Annotated in this window: 18 protein-coding genes; 10 read left to right on the top strand and 8 right to left on the bottom strand. The window is 62.1% G+C overall.

What is annotated here, in order from left to right:
- Entirely contained in the window at positions 1-672 is a 672-nt protein-coding gene (gene modC / locus AC07UB_RS13000) for a molybdenum ABC transporter ATP-binding protein (protein WP_494653320.1), read from the top strand.
- A 10-nt stretch (positions 673-682) separates the two neighbouring features.
- Here the strand turns inward: modC and AC07UB_RS12995 are convergent, their stop codons facing one another.
- Positions 683-1,555 (bottom strand): ABC transporter substrate-binding protein, encoded by an 873-nt coding sequence (locus AC07UB_RS12995; RefSeq protein ID WP_494653318.1) that lies wholly within the window; start codon positions 1,553-1,555, stop codon positions 683-685.
- 71 nt (positions 1,556-1,626) lie between these two features.
- On the opposite strand from AC07UB_RS12995, the gene AC07UB_RS12990 reads away from it, so the two are divergent.
- Positions 1,627-2,649 (top strand): FecCD family ABC transporter permease, encoded by a 1,023-nt coding sequence (locus AC07UB_RS12990; protein WP_492791109.1) that lies wholly within the window; start codon positions 1,627-1,629, stop codon positions 2,647-2,649.
- The gene (locus tag AC07UB_RS12985; protein ID WP_492791110.1) at positions 2,646-3,431 is read left to right on the top strand and encodes an ABC transporter ATP-binding protein; all 786 of its coding nucleotides are present in this window, start codon (positions 2,646-2,648) and stop codon (positions 3,429-3,431) included. Before AC07UB_RS12990 ends, AC07UB_RS12985 begins: the two co-directional genes overlap by 4 nt.
- A 3-nt stretch (positions 3,432-3,434) precedes the next feature.
- Here AC07UB_RS12985 and AC07UB_RS12980 read toward each other — a convergent pair whose 3' ends face one another.
- Positions 3,435-5,231 carry a potassium/proton antiporter gene (locus tag AC07UB_RS12980; protein WP_494653316.1) on the bottom strand — a complete coding sequence of 599 codons (1,797 nt, stop codon included), beginning with the start codon at positions 5,229-5,231 and terminating at the stop codon, positions 3,435-3,437.
- A 244-nt stretch (positions 5,232-5,475) separates the two neighbouring features.
- Here AC07UB_RS12980 and AC07UB_RS12975 point away from each other — a divergent pair, with 244 nt between their 5' ends.
- From AC07UB_RS12975 to radC, 4 genes are all read left to right on the top strand, one after another.
- Positions 5,476-6,789 (top strand): mechanosensitive ion channel family protein, encoded by a 1,314-nt coding sequence (locus AC07UB_RS12975; RefSeq protein WP_492791112.1) that lies wholly within the window; start codon positions 5,476-5,478, stop codon positions 6,787-6,789.
- A 6-nt stretch (positions 6,790-6,795) separates the two neighbouring features.
- A complete protein-coding gene (sfsA, locus tag AC07UB_RS12970) occupies positions 6,796-7,524 on the top strand; it encodes a DNA/RNA nuclease SfsA (RefSeq protein WP_494653314.1) in 729 nt (242 codons plus the stop codon).
- Between the two features lie 128 nt (positions 7,525-7,652).
- Positions 7,653-8,477: a type I methionyl aminopeptidase gene (gene map / locus AC07UB_RS12965; protein ID WP_492791114.1), complete on the top strand. Its 825-nt coding sequence runs from the start codon at positions 7,653-7,655 to the stop codon at positions 8,475-8,477.
- Between the two features lie 136 nt (positions 8,478-8,613).
- Positions 8,614-9,333, top strand: a complete 720-nt coding sequence (gene radC / locus AC07UB_RS12960) for a RadC family protein (RefSeq protein ID WP_492791115.1) — start codon at positions 8,614-8,616, stop codon at positions 9,331-9,333.
- Between the two features lie 57 nt (positions 9,334-9,390).
- Here the strand turns inward: radC and AC07UB_RS12955 are convergent, their stop codons facing one another.
- From AC07UB_RS12955 to AC07UB_RS12935, 5 genes are all read right to left on the bottom strand, one after another.
- Positions 9,391-10,038: an AprI/Inh family metalloprotease inhibitor gene (locus tag AC07UB_RS12955; RefSeq protein ID WP_492792715.1), complete on the bottom strand. Its 648-nt coding sequence runs from the start codon at positions 10,036-10,038 to the stop codon at positions 9,391-9,393.
- 83 nt (positions 10,039-10,121) lie between these two features.
- Positions 10,122-11,105: a 2-hydroxyacid dehydrogenase gene (locus AC07UB_RS12950; RefSeq protein ID WP_492791116.1), complete on the bottom strand. Its 984-nt coding sequence runs from the start codon at positions 11,103-11,105 to the stop codon at positions 10,122-10,124.
- Positions 11,105-11,905, bottom strand: a complete 801-nt coding sequence (locus AC07UB_RS12945) for an ABC transporter permease (RefSeq protein WP_492791117.1) — start codon at positions 11,903-11,905, stop codon at positions 11,105-11,107. The genes AC07UB_RS12950 and AC07UB_RS12945 overlap by 1 nt, the downstream gene beginning before the upstream one ends.
- A complete protein-coding gene (locus AC07UB_RS12940) occupies positions 11,902-12,732 on the bottom strand; it encodes an ABC transporter ATP-binding protein (protein WP_494653311.1) in 831 nt (276 codons plus the stop codon). The genes AC07UB_RS12945 and AC07UB_RS12940 overlap by 4 nt, the downstream gene beginning before the upstream one ends.
- 10 nt (positions 12,733-12,742) lie before the next feature.
- Positions 12,743-13,768, bottom strand: a complete 1,026-nt coding sequence (locus AC07UB_RS12935) for an ABC transporter substrate-binding protein (protein WP_494653310.1) — start codon at positions 13,766-13,768, stop codon at positions 12,743-12,745.
- 151 nt (positions 13,769-13,919) lie between these two features.
- Between AC07UB_RS12935 and AC07UB_RS12930 the strand changes: the two genes are divergently transcribed.
- From AC07UB_RS12930 to AC07UB_RS12920, 3 genes are all read left to right on the top strand, one after another.
- A complete protein-coding gene (locus tag AC07UB_RS12930) occupies positions 13,920-14,738 on the top strand; it encodes a creatininase family protein (RefSeq protein ID WP_494653309.1) in 819 nt (272 codons plus the stop codon).
- Between the two features lie 136 nt (positions 14,739-14,874).
- Positions 14,875-15,141, top strand: coding sequence for a hypothetical protein (locus tag AC07UB_RS12925; protein ID WP_492791120.1), 267 nt, complete (start codon positions 14,875-14,877; stop codon positions 15,139-15,141).
- A 333-nt stretch (positions 15,142-15,474) separates the two neighbouring features.
- Positions 15,475-17,490 (top strand): carbohydrate porin, encoded by a 2,016-nt coding sequence (locus AC07UB_RS12920; RefSeq protein ID WP_494653307.1) that lies wholly within the window; start codon positions 15,475-15,477, stop codon positions 17,488-17,490.
- Here the strand turns inward: AC07UB_RS12920 and AC07UB_RS12915 are convergent.
- Positions 17,487-19,154, bottom strand: a complete 1,668-nt coding sequence (locus AC07UB_RS12915; protein ID WP_494653305.1) for an FMN-binding glutamate synthase family protein — start codon at positions 19,152-19,154, stop codon at positions 17,487-17,489. The genes AC07UB_RS12920 and AC07UB_RS12915 overlap by 4 nt on opposite strands.
- Positions 19,155-19,203: the final 49 nt, after the last annotated feature.

Raw genomic sequence — 19,203 nt, 5'->3', positions numbered from 1 at the left:
ATGCTGTTGGTCGATGTAGAAAAGCAGCTCGGCAATTTCCGGCTCAGCGCGTCCTTCACGAGCGACGGACAGGTGACCGGCCTGTTCGGCAACTCCGGCGCGGGCAAGACATCGATCATCAACCTGATCGCAGGACTGATCGCGCCGGACCGCGGACGGATCGCACTCGACGGCGAAACTCTTGACGACACGTCGTCCGGTGTTCATGTCCCGCCGCACCGGCGTCGGATCGGCTACGTGTTTCAGGACGCGCGGCTGTTTCCGCATCTCAGCGTCCGGCAGAATCTCGATTACGGACGACGCATGAACGGCTTCGCCGCGGATTCGGCCGCCGAGACACGCACCATCGAACTGCTCGACATCGGCGATTTGCTGGATCGCCGATCCGCGCAATTATCCGGCGGTGAGCGCCAGCGCGTGGCGCTCGGCCGTGCCCTGCTGGCAAAACCGAAACTGCTGCTGCTCGACGAGCCGCTCGGCGCGCTTGATGACGAGCGCAAGGCGGAGATTCTTCCCTACTTTATCCGGCTGCGCGACGAAGCCAGCGTGCCGATGGTGCTCGTGAGCCACGACGCCGGCGAAATGCGGCAACTGGCGACCCATGTGGTGATGCTGAAGCGCGGCAAGGTTATCGCCAGCGGTGGCATCGACGTTTTGCCCGCGGCTGTTTAAACAAAAATATCTACTTCAGCGCCTTGATCGCTGTCGCGAGATAATCCAGCCCCTGCAGCAACGGCGGTCCGCCACACAGCGTATAACGCTCGGGAAGATCGATCCGCCGGTTCGCTCCGTAACGCGCCAGCAGCGCCGGGTGCGTGATGAACAGCGCGCCCTGATCCTGCGCTTCGCGCGGAGGATCCTGCAACACCAGCACGTCCGGACCATCGGTCAGCAGATGTTCCAGCGACGTGAATCCGCCCTGCTCCGCGGCCTTGAAGCCACCGGCTCCCGACGGCATCTGCGCGGGCGGCTGCAATCCGGCGATGGACAACATGCCAGAGACAAGACTTGCAGGACCTTCCCTGTAACCCTCGCGCTGGATCACCAGCGCCGTCAGTGGCGGTTTCACGGCGACCGCGGCCAGCCTCGCCTCGGCCTGTTCAAGCTGGCGAGCGAGCGCTTCGCCGCGCTCCGGATGGCCGAGCAGTTTTCCGATTTCGATCGCCTGCCGGCGCGCGTCGGCAAGATTGCGGATGAGATCGACATCCACGACCCGGATGCCCATCGCACTCAGCATGGCATGAATGGGACGATGACTGGGGCCGCCGAGCACCAGATCGGGTGCAAGGTTCACGACCGACTCCGCGTCCCAGTCCAGCAGCCTGAAGGACCCGGCCTTGTCCGTCATGACGGACAGGACGGGATTGACCGCATAGGGCGACAGTCCCGCGATCTGGCCGGGATCGGCCAGCGCAAGCAACAACTGGTCGGCGCAGAGATTGAAGGACACGACGCGCCGGGGCGCACCGTCCGCGCGCGCCATCCCCGCGGCGGCGCCAAACGCGGTAACCATGGCCAAAACAAGCAAGCCGCTGAAGATGGTTTTCTTGATCATGCCGGCCTGTTATGCCACGCCAATTGTGTTGCGTCAGCGGCCTTCAGCCGCCAGGACCTCATCGGATCAAGATGACCATCGATCGCCAGGCTCGTGAACAAGGCAATCTGCTGACAGTGACGCTCGCCATTCTGGTGGCTGCGCTATTCGCATTGTCGTTGATGACCGGGCCTGCGGATTTTTCACCTCGGGCGGTCGCGGCTGCGCTGTTTTCGGATCAGGGCGTCGTCTCGATCATCGTGCGCGACATTCGCCTGCCGCGAACGATTCTTGCCGCGCTGATCGGCGCCACGTTCGGATTGGCCGGCGCATCGCTGCAAGGGCTGCTGCGCAATCCGCTCGCCGAACCCTCACTGTTCGGCGCGCCACAGGCAGCGGCGGCGGCTGCCGCCGCGATCATGGCATTCGGCTTCGCAGGCGCGCTGTCGCTGGCTGTGCCGCTCGGCGGCATCGCCGGCGCATTGCTGTCGGTCGGTGCGCTGGTCGCTATCGCCGGACGCCGCGCGTCGCTGACGGTCACGCTGCTGGCAGGTCTCGCGCTTGCGAGCCTCGCCGGTGCGGCTATCGCGCTGATCCTCAATCTTGCACCGAATCCCTATATTGCGCTCGAGATCGCGTTCTGGCTGCTCGGTTCGCTGCGGGATCGCAGCATGGAGCATGTCTGGCTCGCGGCACCGTTCATGATCGTGAGCTGGTTCGTGCTGGCGCTGAACGCCGGCGCGTTCCGTGCGCTGACTCTTGGCGAAGACGCGGCAGCCTCACTCGGCGTCAATGTCGAGCGCACGCGCGTGCTGGTGGTGATCGGCGTCGCGCTCGGCGTCGGCGCTGCGGTTTCCGTGGCCGGCGCGATCTCGTTCGTCGGACTGGTCGCGCCGCATCTGGTACGCAGGTTCTACGGGTCCGATCCCGCGCGCGTGCTGCTGCCGGCGTCGCTCGCGGGCGCAGTGCTTCTGATGGCAGCCGACATCGCGGTGCGCCTGATCCCTGCCGTCATCGAGATCAAGATCGGCGTGGTCACCGCGCTGATCGGCGTACCGTTCTTCCTGGCGATGATCTTCCACGAGCGCCGCGCGCTGGAGGATAGTACCCAATGAAACAGAATGCTGCCCCGCGCCTCGTCGCTAACGCCGTCACGGTCGTCCGCGGTTCGCGCCGGATCGTAGACAGCGCCAATCTCACGCTGAACGCCGGCGAGTTCACGATTCTGGCCGGACCCAACGGCGCCGGCAAAACCACGCTGGCGCGCGTCATGGCCAATGTGATCGCAGCGGAAGGCACGGTGATGTTCGACGGCGGTAGTCTGCGCGATCTCGCGCCGCGCGTCAGGGCACGCGCCATTTCCTATCTGCCGCAAGGACATGAATTTCACTGGCCGATGCGCGTTGACAGCATCGTGGCGCTGGGCCGCGAACCGCATGCCGATCCGTTTTCGCAAACGTCCGCAAGAGACCGCATCGCGATTGAGCGCGCCATGGAGGCAACTGCCACTGGCGAGTTTTCCGCGCGGCTGATCACGACGCTGTCGGGGGGCGAGCGCGCCCGCGTCGCCATCGCCCGGGCGCTAGCCACCGAAGCGTCGGTGCTGATCGCAGACGAGCCGACCGCGTCTCTCGATGAACGCCATCAGCTTATCGTCATGGACCTGCTTCAGCGCATCGCGCATCAGGGGACGGCGGTGCTGGCCATCATCCACGATCTCGCGCTGGCGATGCGCTTCGCGGACCGTGTCGTTGTGATGAATGAAGGCCGCATCGTCGCCAACGATACGCCCGCGCTTGCGCTGACGCCGGAACGCATCGCCGAGATTTTCGGCATCTCGGTCAATCGCGTCGAGACGCCGGACGGCCCGCTGCTGCTGCCGTCCCGGGCGCTGTAGCTTTCAGGCTCCGAGCAGCCAGGTCCAGATGCGCGACAGCTTGCGTTTCGCAATGCTGATGCGGGTCACGGGAGCGGCCGGCGGCGCTTCGTCCTCCGGCAGGCGCAGACCGACCACGCTTACCCGCGCGCCGCCGATATGACGCGCCACCAGCACGATGGAATCGAGCGGCAAGGTTGCGCCGATACGTGGCGCCTGATCGAGGTGAATGTCGAAATAGTCCGCGAGCGTCAGATGCGCGTCGCTCGCCGCGATGGTGACGCCGTAGATGTCGGCCACATCCTTCAGGGTGACGTCACCCGGCATCGTGAAGTCCCCGAGCAGATGCGGGTCGGGCGCGGGCACGACATGCATGTCGACGAAGAACCGGTCCAGCGACTCGGCCTTCTCCGGCGGCGCAAGAAGATAAATGTAGTCGCCCTTGACCACCGGCTCGGCTTCGATTGGTGACAGAATTTTCTCGTCGCGGATCACCAGCGTCGGCTTCGACCACGATGGGATCAGACCACGTTTCAGAAACAGGCTGTTGGCGCGGACGGAATATCCGACGAGCTGCTGCTCGAGTTGCCCCGGCAGATCCAGTTCGATACGCCGTGGGCCGCGATCCGCGCGCGGAAGCGCCACGTGAAGCCACCTCGCGGCCGGACCCAGTGTCCACCCCTGACAGAGCAGTGAAATGATGACGATGACGAAGGCGACATCGAAATAGACCTGCGCATTGGGCAGTCCGACCAGCATCGGAATCGACGCCAGAAAGATCGCGACCGCGCCACGCAGGCCAACCCACGAGATGAATATCTTCTCCCGCCAGTTAAACCGGAACGGCGCAAGGCAAAGGAACACCGCGACCGGTCGCGCCACCAGCATCAGCACCAGCGCGACGCCGACCGCCGGAAGCACCGTCCCGAGCGTCCGTTCGGGCGACACCAGCAGACCCAGCATCACGAACATGACGATCTGCGCAAGCCAGGTGGCGGCGTCGAGGAAGGCGACAACGGAATTATGCGCGCGCGTCGGCCGGTTGCCGATCAACATGCCTGCGAGATAGACCGCCAGAAATCCCGAGGAGTGGCAAATCTGAGCGACACCGAAGATCACCAGCGCCGCGGTGGTGACGAATGGCGCGTGCAATCCCTGTGGCAAAGAAACGCGGTTCAGCGCCAGCACCACCAGCCATCCGCCGACAACCCCGATCAGGCCGCCGAGAAAAACCTCGCGCCCGAATTGCAGGGCGACATGAAGCGAACTGCTTTGGCCGATCGACAGCAGTTCCACCAGCACCAGCGTCAGGAAGATCGCGAACGGATCGTTGGTTCCGGATTCGACCTCAAGCGTCGCGCCGACGCGCGGACGCAGCCGCAGACCTTGCGCATGGACCAGCAGGAAAACGGCGGCCGCGTCGGTGGACGCCACCACCGCGCCAAGCAAGAGTGCTTCGGGCCAGCCGATGTTCAGACCGTATTTCGCGACCGGGGCCGTGATCAGCGCAGTCACCAGGACGCCGACCGTGGCCAGCACCACCGAGGGTGCCAGAACGGTCCGGATGGTCTGGAACCTGGTTTTCAAACCGCCGTCGAACAGGATCAGCGCCAGCGCCAGCGAACCGACCAGATAGGTGGTGCGCACATCGTCGAAATGAAGCTGCCCCGGCCCGCTTTCGCCGGCCGCCATGCCGACGAACAGGAAGACCAGCAGCAAAGGCGCACCGAAGCGCAACGCCAGCAGGCTCGACAGGATGCCCGCCATCACGAGAACCGCGCCGAGAAGAATGGCAATGCTGACCGAGTCGAGGGATGCCATTAGTTCATGTGTGTCCGCGCGCCGCTTTCCCGAAAATACCTGCACTTGCATCAATATCGTCGCATCGGCCCAGCGCCAACCGTTTTGTCGCAGTGATCACGATTGTGCCGGATTTACTGGTGTTAAGTCCCCGGCACACGCGATTCCCACGCGCTTGCGCCCCTCGAATGTGGGAATCTGGCATGCACTCGAATCGATCCGGGATGCCCATGCCGCGCTCCCTCTTTGCAAGGTCAAACTGACGATGGATTTGGACGACATCCAGCGGGCGCTGCAGGCGACAATCCGCTCCGCCGAGGCCTATCTCCTTTCGCCCTGGTTCTATTTCCAGGCCGGCGCCATCCTTGCCGCCGCCGGCCTATCGCTCGCGGCGGCGAGTTTCCTGCGCGCACGGGTCGACCCGACATCGCTGTCGATGGGCCTGCCGGCCCCGCTGCGGGTCCTGATCCGGGTGCTGATGAGCCGCGCCGGGACGATCATCTTCGCGCTGCTCACCAGCATCACCCGGGTTGTGCTGGTGCAGACCGATCTGCTGAGCCGCGGCTACCTGCTCTCGATTGCGACCAGCCTCGCCACAGCCTGGGTCATCATCCGGCTGGCGACCGGACTGATCCGCAACGAATTCGTGGTTCGCGCAGTCGCGGTGGCGGCCTGGATCGTCGCGGCACTCAGCATTATCGGCAAGCTCGACGAGGTGACGGCGGCGCTGGATTCGGTATCGATCCCGCTCGGCGCGCTGCGCGTCACGCCCCTGCTGATCCTGAAAGTCGCGGTTTCTCTGGGCATCGCGATGTGGCTGGTCGGCATGATCGGCAATTTTCTCGAATCGCGGATTTCGCGCTCGCGCGATCTGACCCCGTCGGTTCAGGTTCTCCTGATCAAAATGGTCCGCCTGCTGCTGATGGTGGCCGCTTTTGCGGTCGTGATGAGCGCCGCGGGCATCGATCTCTCCGCCTTTGCGCTATTTTCCGGCGCCATCGGCGTCGGCCTCGGCTTCGGCTTGCAGAAGATCGTCGCCAATTTCATCAGTGGCGTGATTCTGCTGGCGGACAAGTCGGTGAAGCCCGGTGATCTCATCACCATCGGCGATAGTTCGGGGAAGATCAGCGCGATGAACACGCGCTATATTTCCGTCGCGGCAGGCGACGGCCGCGAAATCCTGATCCCGAATGAAGATCTGGTGACCCAGCGCGTGGTCAACTGGACCTACACCAACAAGAACATGCTGGTGAAGGTCAATTTCGCGACCAATTACGACGCCGATCCGAACATCGTCTGCAAGCTTGCCATTGATATCGCATCCAAGACTGCGAACGTTGCGACCTTCAAGGCGCCAAATTGCCTGCTCACGGAATTCGCGGAAACAGGTATGAAGTTCTCACTGACATTCTGGGTGGCCGATCTCGATGTCGGCGCCGACAATGTCCGTAGCGACGTCATGCTGAAGCTGTGGAATGCCTTCAAGAGCGAAAACATCCGCGTGCCCTATCCGGTGCGGGAAATCCGTGTGCGCGGCGGCGCGCTGCCGGTCGAAACCGTCGTCGACGTACAAAGCTGACACCACATGCGCTTTACCAGCGAGCTTGTCCCGGCGACCCTGATCCGCCGCTACAAACGCTTTCTTGCCGACGTCGAAATGGCGGACGGTACGATCCTCACCGCGCATGTCGCCAATCCCGGCGCCATGACCGGGTTGCAAGCCGAAGGCGCACGGGTCTGGCTGTCGAAGTCTCCGAGCCTTGCGCGCAAGCTGCCCTACTCGTGGGAACTGATTGAGGTCGACTTTGGCGACGCGCGGGAACTCGTCGGCGTCAACACCATGCATCCGAACCCGATCGTGGCCGAAGCGCTGGCCGCCGGCACAATCCCCGAATTGGCAGGCTATTCGAGTACTCGCCGCGAGGTGAAATACGGCCGTGTCATTAACGGCAAGGGCTCTCGTGTCGACTTTCTGCTGGAGGATCCCGCGCGCGCGCCTTGCTATGTCGAGGTCAAGAACGTGCATCTCATGCGCCGGACCGGCATCGCGGAATTCCCTGACTCGGTGACGGCGCGTGGCGCGAAGCATCTCGATGAACTTGCGGAGATGGTCGCCTCGGGCGCCCGCGCGGTCATGCTGTTCGTGATCCAGATCGGCTCGGCACGCTCCTTCGCGCTGGCCCGCGACATCGACCCTGCCTATGCACGCGCTTTCGACAAGGCACGCGCTGCCGGCGTCGAGGCCCTGGCATGGACCTGCAGCCTGAGCCGCGACGAAGTCAGGCTGGCGCGTTCCATTCCGATCGATCCTTGAAAAACGCCCGAAATAAGCCCTGAAAGCAAGGCTTGGCAGCCCGGCGGTTGGCGCCGCTTGCGTTGGAGGCTGCATCCACTAAATTGGGGAGGAATTCAGCAATTCCTCGATTTGAAGCCAGATTCCTCATGAACTACGTCGAAGCCACCGAAACCTCACTGCGCAAAACCGGCCAGATCAAGCTGCACGGCCCCGGTGCCTTCGCAGGCATGCGCAAGGCGGGAGCGCTGGTTGCGCGTTGTCTCGACGAATTGTCGGCCATCGTCCGGCCTGGCATCTTCACGTCGCAGATCGACGATTTCGTCCGGAAGTTCGCCTTCGATCACAAGTCGTATCCGGCAACGCTGATGTATCGCGGCTACCGCTATTCGACCTGCACCTCCATCAACCACGTCGTCTGCCACGGGATGCCCGGCGACCGCCAGCTCAAGGACGGCGACATCGTCAATGTGGACGTCACCTATATCGTCGATGGCTGGTATGGCGACTCGAGCCGGATGTACGCCGTCGGCGAGATTTCGCGGCGCGCGGAACGGCTGATCGACGTCACCTATGAAGCCATGATGCGCGGCATTGCCGCCGTGAAGCCCGGCGCCACCACCGGCGACATCGGTCACGCGATCCAGAGCTTCGTCGAGCCGCAACAGATGAGCGTGGTGCGCGACTTCTGCGGACATGGTCTCGGTCGGATGTTCCATGACGAGCCGAACATCATTCATATCGGCCGCCCCGGCGAAGGCGTCGTCCTGCGGCCGGGCATGTTCTTCACCATCGAGCCGATGATCAACCTCGGCAAGCCGCACGTGAAAGTCCTCGCCGACGGCTGGACCGCGGTGACTCGCGACCGTTCGCTGTCGGCGCAGTTCGAGCATTCGGTCGGCGTGACCCAGGATGGCGTGGAAATTTTCACGCTCTCTCCCGGCAAACTGGACAAGCCGCCTTACAAGGCCTGATGTCTGGCGCGCGGGCCGCAATGTCCGTCTCCAACATTTCAGTGTGGGCTCTTGTTTCTTGATACGCTATAATGCCGGTTGCAAATGCGGCCGGGCGCGGCGATGCTCGCAGTATATTTGAGCACGTATTCGCGCCATGCCTATCGACCCCGACGATCCAGCAGCTCCGTCCGGATTTTCCGAAGCGCCGCACTATCACGGCCATCGCGAACGGCTGCGCGACCGCTTCCGCGAGGCAGGTGCGGATGCGTTGAGCGACTATGAACTGCTTGAGATGGTGCTGTTTCGCGCGCTGCCGCGGCGCGACGTCAAGCCATTGGCCAAGGCGCTGATCGTGAAATTCGGATCGTTCGCCGAGACGGTTCACGCGCCGGAGTTGCGTCTGAAGGAAGTCAGCGGTCTCGGAGATTCAGCGATCACCGAGATCAAGCTGATCGCGGCGACCGCGAGCCGGGTCGCAAAGGGGCAACTCAAGCAGAAGACCGTGCTGTCGTCATGGTCGTCGGTGATCGACTACTGCCGCGCCGCCATGGCCTTCGCCGACAAGGAGCAATTCCGGATTCTGTTTCTGGACAAGCGCAATCAATTGATCGCGGATGAATTGCAGCAGGTCGGCACCGTCGACCACACCCCGGTTTATCCGCGTGAGGTGGTCAAACGCGCGCTGGAATTATCCGCGACCGCTATCATTCTGGTGCACAATCATCCGTCCGGCGATCCCACGCCATCGACCGCCGACATCCAGATGACCAAATCGATCATGGCTATCTCGAGCCCGCTCGGGATCTCGGTGCACGATCACATCATCGTCGGGAAGAACGGCCACGCCAGCCTGAAGGGCCTGCGGCTGATGTAGGGCATGATCCCGAAAAGTGGAATCCGGCTTCGGAAAAGATCATGTCTCAAATAAACGCTACTGCCGCGTCAGCAGCAGCGGATCGGCACTGTCGGGAACGCGCCGCCATTGTGCATTATCGTCGGCCTCGAAGCGCCAGATTTCGCCCTTGGCCGATGACAGAAGCAGTTCGCCGCGCTCGATGCGCCATACCGTCGGCGCAAAAGCCGCCACAAGTGGATCGCAGCGCGGCTTCAGGTAGACCGCGAAATTCTCCGGCGTCGTTTCGGTGTTGGTGAGCGTCAGTCCGCAGATCGACTTGCCGCTGCCCCGCACCATCGCCCAGTCGCCGATCAACTGGTCAGCGGATTTCGACAGGGCACGGGCGGCAGCGAGATTCTGCAACAGATAAACCCCTTCTCCCTGCCGCAGTCCCTCGAAAATGCCGCTTTCGACCTCGGTCACATCGATGACTGACTGTCCCTTGGCGTCTTGCAGACGGACGATGTCGAGACCCTTCACACTCCAGGCTACAATGGCCTTGGTGAAAGGCATCGCATCGCCGCAACCTTTATCAAGTTCGAGTTTCAATCCTTGCGGTGTCGAATCGCTCTTGAGCGTGATGACGCAGGTTTTGTCGCGGCCCGCCGTCGACAACTCCCACTGCCCGATCATGTCGCCGGTGAGCGATCGCGTATCCTGCGCCGCGGCGTTCAACGCACTCATAACGAACGCGGCGAAGGCAAGCAGGCAAGCCTGCTTGCTCAACCACGATCTCATGAATCCGAAGCGCCCGACGCCGGTCACGATCAGCGGCCTTTCACCGGCGTCTCGGCGATCGGCGTGATCGGCGGCTTGCCGGCGAACCAGTCCTTGAGATTATCGACGACGAGTTGGTCCATCGCGTTGCGCGTGGTGATGGAAGCGGAGGCGATATGCGGCAGCAGCACCACGTTCTGCATTGTCTTCAGCGCGTCAGGCACCTGCGGCTCGTTCGCGAACACATCGAGGCCTGCTGCCATGATGGTGCCATCCTTGAGCGCCGCGATCAGCGCCTCCTCATCCACCACCGAGCCACGCGCGACATTGATGAGAACGCCGCGCGGCCCGAGCGCCTTGAGCACATCGGCGTTGATCATCTTCAACGTCGACGGGCCGCCGGGCGTGATCGCGATCAGCGTATCGACCTCCTTCGCCATCTCGATCAGGTTGGGATAGTGCTTATGCGTGACGCCCTTTGCCGGGTTGCGCGAATGATAGACCACCGGCACCAGCGACGCGTCCAGACGGCGCGCGATGGCCTGACCGATGCGGCCCATGCCGACCATGCCGACCTTGCGGTCACGCAGCGAGCCGGGACTGAGCGGAAAACTCCGCGTAGTCCAGTGTCCCGCGCGCAGATAGCGGTCCGCCTTGATGAATTCGCGCACCGTTGCGATCAAAAGGCCGAGCGCGGTGTCCGCGACTTCTTCGGTCAGAACGTCGGGCGTATTGCAGACGATGATGTTGTGTTCGGCAGCGTACTTGGAATCGATATGGTCATAGCCGACACCGAAGCTGGAGACGATCTCGGTCTTGGGAAACTTCGCCAGCATCGCGGCGTCAGCCTGCACCAGGCCGGTGACGGCGATACCGCGGATACGGGCGGCCACGTCGGGCGTCAGCCGGCTGAGATCGTGCTGGTTCTCGAATTTGTGCAGAACAAAATTTGCGGGAAAACCTCCATCGATCACCGGCTTCGACGGCCCGTAAACCAGCACATCGACCTTTTCCTGAGAACCATTGGCAGCCATTAGTTTTCCTTTCCAAGCGCACTTTCGTGCCAGCGTCGTAGCACAAGATAGGAGGCCAGCGAGAGGCCCAAATAAATGACAATTCCAGCAATCGAGAGCAACAACAGCGCCGCGAACATCCGCGGAATATTGAGCCGGTAGCCGGCCTCCGCGATCCGATACGCCAGCCCGGAACCCGCCCCGGCGGAGCCCGCCGCGATTTCGGCGACCACCGCACCGATCAGCGACAGCCCGCCTGCGATACGTAGACCGCCGAGAATATGCGGCAGTGCCGAAGGCAGTTTCAGATAACGCAGCGTCTGCGTCCGCGACGCGCCGTACAATTCAAACAGCCCGAGCAAATTGCGGTCGACCGAATTGAGTCCGAGTGTCGTGTTGGACAGCACCGGAAAAAACGCGACGATCCAGGCGCAGACCACGACCGCCGCGTGCTGTGGAAGATAAATCAGCAGCAGCGGCGCGATGGCGATCACCGGCGTGACCTGAAGGATCACCGCGTAGGGCAGCAACGAATATTCCAGCCATTTCGAGCGGCTGAACAGCACCGCGAGCGCAATGCCGCCGACGGCAGCCGCGATGAAGCCCTGAACAGTGGTAGACAGAGTCGTCAGCAGCGACCCAAACAGGATCGGCCAATCCTGAACCAGCGTCGTAAACACCACGCTCGGCGCGGGCAGCACATAGGCGGGAAGATTGTTGACACGGACGACCGCCTCCCAGATGGCAACGCCAGCGGCGAGTGCGAGCAGTGGCAGCACGATCTTCAGAAGCCGTGACGGCGATGTGTCGCGCGCCGTCATCGGACAATCCCGGCGTTGATGGGTCCGGTCATACTGGCTGTGGCGAGCCCCGCAGACACGTCGCGACAGTGACCTGCATATTCAGACGACGTGCGGAAATCCTCGCCGCGCGGCTCGGCGGCATCGATGCGAAATTCCTGCGCGATCCGGCCGGGACGCGATGTCATGATCAGCACGCGCTGCGACAGGTAGACCGACTCGAACACTGAATGCGTCACGAAGACGATGGTCTTTTCCAGCTTGCGCCACAGCGCGAGCAGATCGTTGTTCAGCCGAAAGCGCGTGATTTCGTCAAGGGCGGCGAACGGTTCGTCCATCAAAAGAATATCCGGATCGGTCACCAGCGCCCGCGCCAGGGAGACCCGCATCTTCATGCCGCCGGACAGTTCGCGCGGATAGACCTCCGCGAACTCCGTCAGCCCGACTTGCGCCAGCGCCTGATCAACGCGTGACGCTGCGACCGCCTGCGAAATGTGCGCGAGCGTGAGCGGAAGCTGCACGTTGTCGCGCACCGTCGCCCACGGCATCAGCGTCGGCTCCTGAAACACAAACCCGATGTTGTGATTGTCTTTCGAACGGCCCCGCGTCCCCGCAACATGCACCCGGCCTGTGGTCGGCTCGCTCAGGCCGGCAATGATGCGCAGCGCCGTGGACTTGCCGCAGCCTGACGGTCCAAGTAATGAAACGAACTCGCCGCTGCGAACAGTCAGGTCGAGCGGCCCAAGGGCTGAGACGCCGTTGCCATAGATCTTGGTGACGTCGCGCAACGATACCGCCGCGCCGCCCGGCGGCATATCGCCCACATCGTCAGCTTCGAGGAGGGACATATGCGCGCCGTCAGTTTTTCGGCCGCAGATCGAGGCCGATCGCCTTGTTGACGAAGCGCAGGGTGTAAGCCTTGCGGTAATCGATGTCGCGCCGCGTTACTCTCGCCTTGGCCATCTTGCTGTAAAAATCAGCCATGCGCGCGTCATTCATCGCCCCGATCCCATCCTTCAGCGCGTCTCCTGAATCCACGATGCCGTACTGCTTCATCTTGTCGACCGAATAGGCGAGCAGGTCGTCCGTCATGTCGGGATTGGCCTTCTTGATAAGGGCGTTGCCGGGACGGTTATCGCGGTAAAGGTAATTGTACCATCCGGTCACCGAGGCATCGACAAAGCGCTGCACCAGATCGGCCTTCTTCTCAGCATACGCGGTTCGCGTCTCGATCAGCGTCGAATAGGCGGTGAAGCCGTAGTCAGCAAGCAGGATCACGGTCGGCTTGAACTTCGCCCGTTTCTCGACGGCATAGGGCTCGGACGTCACATAGCCCTGCATCGCGCTGGCCTTGTCGGCCAGAAACGGCTGCGCATTGAAGGTGTAGGGCTTCACGTTATCCTCGCTGAAACCGTACTCGGATTTCAGCCACTGGAAATAGGTTGGCATTCCCTCCTTGGACACGAACAGCGTGAGCGGCTTGAGATCTTCAAGCTTCGTGACCTTGGATTCGGGATGCGCGAGGAACACCTGCGGATCTTTCTGGAAGATCGCCGCAATGGCGACCACGGGCACGTTGTTGGCGACCGCATCGAACGATTGCAGCGTGTTCGCGCTCATGAAGAAATCGAGCTTGCCGGCGATCAGCTGGATGCGATTGTTGACATTGGGGCCGCCGGGCACGATCGTGACATCGAGGCCGTAGCTCTTGTAGGTGCCGTCCGCGACGGCCTGATAGAAGCCGCCGTGCTCGGCCTGCGCCACCCAGTTGGTGCCGAACGACACCTTGTCGAGATCGGTCGCCGTTTGCGCGCTAGCGGGCATCCCCGCGGTCCAGAACGCCATTCCGATGATTAACGCTCGCAGCAAAAGGCCGGATGGCATCATTGGACTCCGTGGATCGTTTTGCCCCATGATGGGCAATGAAGGCGATTGGCTCGTCTGGGTGGCTGGCATCCTTGCGGCGCGACGCGCCCTGCGAAACTACCCTGCAAATTGCTCCAGATAAACGTCTGTTCGAAGAAACGTACGCGCGATGACCACAAGACCCCCGCACGACTGGACCGAGATGCGCCTGTCCGATGTCGACAAGGCCGATGCTTCGCGCTGGATCGCGGTGCTGCCGCTCGCCGCGACCGAACAGCATGGTCCGCATCTGCCGTTCGAGACCGATACACTGATCGCGCAGGCCTATCTCACGCGCGTTCGCCAGATCCTGCCGGATGATATGCCGGTCACTTTCTTGCCGATCGAACCGGTCGGCATTTCGACCGAACACACCGCCTATCCGGGTACCCTGACGCTGGCGACGGACGCCGCGCTGAACAAATGGATGGCGCTCGGCGATGCGGTGGCAAATGCGGGATTGAGAAAACTCATTATCGTCACAAGCCACGGCGGCAACAGCGCCGCAATGGCGCTGATCGCGCAGGATTTGCGCGCGAAGCATGAGATGCTGGCTGTCACCACAAGCTGGAGCCGGTTCGGCGCGCCGGAAGGACTGTTCAGCGCCGATGAAATCCGTTTCGGCATTCACGGCGGCGCGGTGGAGACCTCGATCATGCTCGCGGCGTTTCCGGATCGTGTCCGCAAAGACCGGATCGCTAATTTCGAATCCGCTGAAAAGAAAATGACGACGGAATTCCGCTGGCTCTCCGCGGGCCGTCCCGCGCCGTTCGCGTGGGCGATGCAGGATATCAATCCCAAAGGCGCTGTCGGCGATGCAACGGCGGCTACCGCCGAGAGAGGCCAAGCGCTGATCGAGCATGGCGCGCGCGCATTCGTCGAACTGCTGGCCGATGTCGATAAATTCGATCTTGTGCGCCTCTCAAATCGGCCAGAGATTCTTCGATAACCTATAACATATTGATAATATTATATTTTATTTCCTGATCGATTTTTCGCACCGGCATTCGAACCGAATTCCGAAAGCTCGCCACCAATTGGCATGCGGTCCAGACGGTCCGCCCCAAACAAGGATGGAGAGTTCAATGTCGATCAAGACCAAGATTGCCGCCCTCGCAGTTGCCGCTCTGACCCTGACCGGCGGTATCGCCGCCACCACCCAGGAAGCTCAGGCCGGCAAATTCCATCATCATCACGGCATCGGTATCGGCCTCGCCGCAGGCGCGCTGTTTGCCGCCGCTGCAGCCAGCAACGCTTACGGCTACGATGGTTACGGCTATCGCCGCTGCGGCTGGGTCCGCCAGTTCGACGCTTACGGCAACTACATCGGCCGCGTTCGCAGCTGCTACTGATCGAATTCAAGGTTGAGTTCGGCGCGACGCCTCATCCACGCCGCGTCGACCCAAGGACCCGCCCGGTTGTCCCCCCGGGCGGGTCATTTTTTTGCCTGCTCACACCCGCAATCCGCTCCTCAATTTTTAGCCAAACCGCTGCGTCGTGCGCTTGTCACACAGCGATGTCATGGCTCCGGCAGGCCGACACCGGCTACCCGACCACCAAATCCGTTGCTACAAACCCAGAATAGATACTTGCGAACTATTCGCAAATACATCCAAATGCTTGGAAATTGGGGGCGTTTCTGATGCCCTGCGACGCAACGACATCATTCCGCGAATCGGCGCTTCATGACACGGCGATCACATCATCCACGAATTCTGAGAGGAGCTATCGCCGGGCTTCTACTTGGCGCGACGCCACTTGAGAACGCTCTGGCCGCCGACAAGCCACTTGCCTGGCCGGTCAAGGCGCCGCGCGCCATTCCGGCTTACGACTGGACCGGCCTCTATGTCGGCGGGCACGCCGGCTATGGCGGCGGCAGTTTCGGTCCCGGCACCCATCCGCTTCCGCAGCAGGGCATCTTTTTTCCGCACAGCATCACGGGTCTGATCGGCGGCTATCAGGCGGGCTACAATCGTCAGCTTGCAAACAAGTGGGTGCTCGGCGTCGAAGCGGACGTGTCGTTTCCAAGTCCGCCGGATCAGCCGAAATTGGTGCCAGCGCCGTTCAACACAACGTTCGATTATTTCGGCACGGTGCGCGGCCGCGTCGGATACGCATTTGGAACCGTGCTGCCCTATGTCACCGGCGGCATGGCGTGGGGACGAACCCACGTGGATCTCAACAATGCAGCCGGCGAAATTGTCGACATGAAAGCCCGCATGCACCTCGGCTGGGTTGCGGGTGCCGGCGTTGAGTTTGCCATGGGCGGCAACTGGAGCGGCAAGGTCGAATACAACTACATCGATCTCGGCGCGCGGACTTACGGACTCGGCGATGTACCGTTGTCGAATGTCACCGCAACTCCTCAGGTTCACGCGATCAAGGTCGGCATGAACTACCGGCTGTGGGACACGCCGCCCTGGATTGCGGGCGACACGATCAAGCGGCCTTCGCTTCCGGAATCGAACGACTGGAACGTCCACGGCCAGACCACGGTGATCACGCAGGGCTATCCCGCCTTCCGCGCGCCGTATCAGGGCGTAAACAGTCTCCCTGGCGCCGGGCGCACCCGCGAGACATGGACCGTCGGCGCATTTCTCGGCTGGCGGTTGTGGGACGGAGGCGAATTCTATTTCAATCCCGAACTGGCGCAGGGTTTCGGGATCGGCGGCACGCTGGGCCTTGCCGGGTTCTCCAATGGCGAAGCGCAGAAGGGCGGCGCGGAATATCCGAGGTTTCGTGCCCAGCGTTACTTCCTGCGCCAGACATTCGGTCTTGGCGGCGAACAGGAAGACGTGGCCGACGCCGCCAATCAGTTGCCCGGCAAGCGCGACATCGACCGCGTCACGGTCACGGTTGGACGCTTTGCAATCGGCGATTTCTTCGATGGCAATTCCTTTGCGAAAGACCCGCGCATCGATTTCATGAACTGGGCGATGTGGGCGTCCGCGGCCTACGATTTTCCGGCCGACCTGCCCGGCCTTACGCGCGGCGCAGTCGTCGAACTCAATCGCAAGACCTGGGCAATCAGGGCCGGCCTGTTCCAGGTGCCGTCCCGACCGAACAGCGACGTCCTGACCTTCAAGACCGGCGGCGCGGTGGTGGAGTTTGAAGAGCGTCATACGATTTTCAGCCAGCCCGGCAAATTGCGGCTCGGCGTCTTCGCCAACCGCGGCAACACCGCCAGCTATCGCGATGTTCTCGGGATCAGCGCGGCGAATCCAGGCCTCGACATCAATGACATCGTCACCGGCGAGCAGCGCGAGCGATCGAAGTATGGATTCTATGTCAACGCCGAGCAGCAGGTCGCAACCGACGTCGGCGTCTTTGCACGCGCCAGCTGGAACGACGGTCAGAATGAAATCCTGTCATTCACGGACATCGATCGCAGCGTGTCGGGCGGCGTTTCAATCAAGGGCAGCTACTGGGGCCGGCCCACCGACACGATCGGGTTGGGCGGCGCCATCAACGGGCTCTCGGGCGCGCACCGCGATTTCCTCGCCGCAGGCGGCAAGGGTCTTCTGATCGGCGACGGCCGGTTGAACTACAGCAACGAGCGCATTCTCGAAACCTATTATGCGCTGGCCCTCGATAAAACGTTCACGCTCACGGCGGATTACCAACTGATCGTAAACCCCGCCTACAACACAGACCGCGGACCCGTCTCGATTTTCTCGGCCCGCCTGCACGGCGAGTTCTAGCCACGCACGGCAACCGGCGCGGATACCGTTGCAGGCGTCGCCGGAAGTGGCGCAAACGATTCAGCTTGTGCGAACGCCCAGGCATGGAAGCGCGGGTTATCGACCTTGCCTTCCAGCAGTTCGCCGGGACGAAGCTGCGGATAAAGCCGCGCGAACGACAGAACATCCGTTCCCGATATACGATGCGAGAAATGGATCGGACGGATTTCCTGCGGATGGCTGAGGCCCGCGGCTGCGATCAACTCGGCCAGCGCATGAAGCGTTGCGTGATGATAGTTGTAAACCCGTGTCGTCTTGTCCGGCACCACGAGCGCGCGATTTCGCGTCGGATCCTGCGTCGTCACGCCGGTTGGACAGCGATCCGTATGGCAGCTCAACGACTGGATGCACCCCAGCGCGAACATGAATCCGCGCGCGGAGTTGCACCAGTCCGCGCCCAGCGCCATGGCACGCGCGAGATCGAACCCCGTCGCAATCTTGCCCGCCGCACCGATCCGCACGCGATCCCGCGCATTGATGCCGATCAAGGCGTTATGAACGAAGCTGACGCCTTCGCGCATCGGCATGCCGAGATGGTCCATGAATTCGGCGGGTGCAGCGCCGGTGCCGCCTTCCTTGCCGTCGACCACAATGAAGTCGGGATAGATTCCGGTCTTGACCATCGCCTTGCAGATCGCGAGAAACTCCCAGCGATGGCCGATGCAAAGTTTGAAGCCCACCGGCTTGCCGCCCGACAGCCGCCGCATCTCGCCGATGAACTGCATCATCTCGATGGGCGTCGAGAACGCGCGATGATAGGCGGGCGAAATGCAATCCTCGCCCATCGCGACGCCGCGAATGCGCGAAATTTCCTCGGACACTTTCGCGGCCGGAAGCACGCCGCCATGACCGGGCTTCGCGCCCTGACTGACTTTCAATTCGACCATCTTGATCTGGTCATCGCTCGCGACCTTCGCGAACAATTCGGGGTTGAACGTTCCATCCGGATTGCGGCAGCCAAAGTATCCCGATCCGATTTCCCAGATCAGGTCGCCGCCATTCTCGCGATGGTAAGGGCTGACGCCACCCTCGCCGGTGTCGTGCGCGAAATTTCCCTTCTTCGCCCCGGCATTGAGCGCGCGCACAGCGTTCGGGCTGAGCGCGCCGAAACTCATGGCGGAGATATTGAAGACCGACGCAGAATACGGCTTGGTGCAATCCGGTCCGCCGATCGTGACGCGGAAGTGTTCGTCGGCCAGCGGCTTCGGCGAGACCGAGTGGTTCATCCACTCATAACCTTCGGCGTAAACATCTTCCTGCGTGCCGAACGGGCGCTTGTCGAGCACCATCTTCGCGCGCTGATAGACCACGGCGCGGGTGTCGCGGCTGAACGGCTTGCCGTCTTTCTCGCTCTCGAAGAAATACTGCCGCATCTCCGGCCGGATTTCTTCCAGCAGAAACCGGATATGCGCGGAGATCGGATAGTTGCGCAGAACGGCGTGGCTCTTCTGAAGAATATCGTTGATGCCGAGTATCGACAGCGATCCGAAAATTGTAATCGGAATTGCAAACAAGACGATGTCGTCGAAATCGTAAATCGCGCCGCAAACCAGCAAGACGGTGATCAAAATGCAGAGCGTCAGGACAATGAACCGCGGCGAAAACGGAAGCATGAGAGTTTGCATAAAAACCTCGATAGCGGGTTCGGCAAAACGCCGGGCATCGGTGAAAATC

This window comes from Afipia sp. GW821-FHT04G03, from assembly GCF_059419985.1.
Note: the sequence above shows the minus strand (reverse complement) of the source record. Positions and strands in the feature narration are given on the sequence as shown.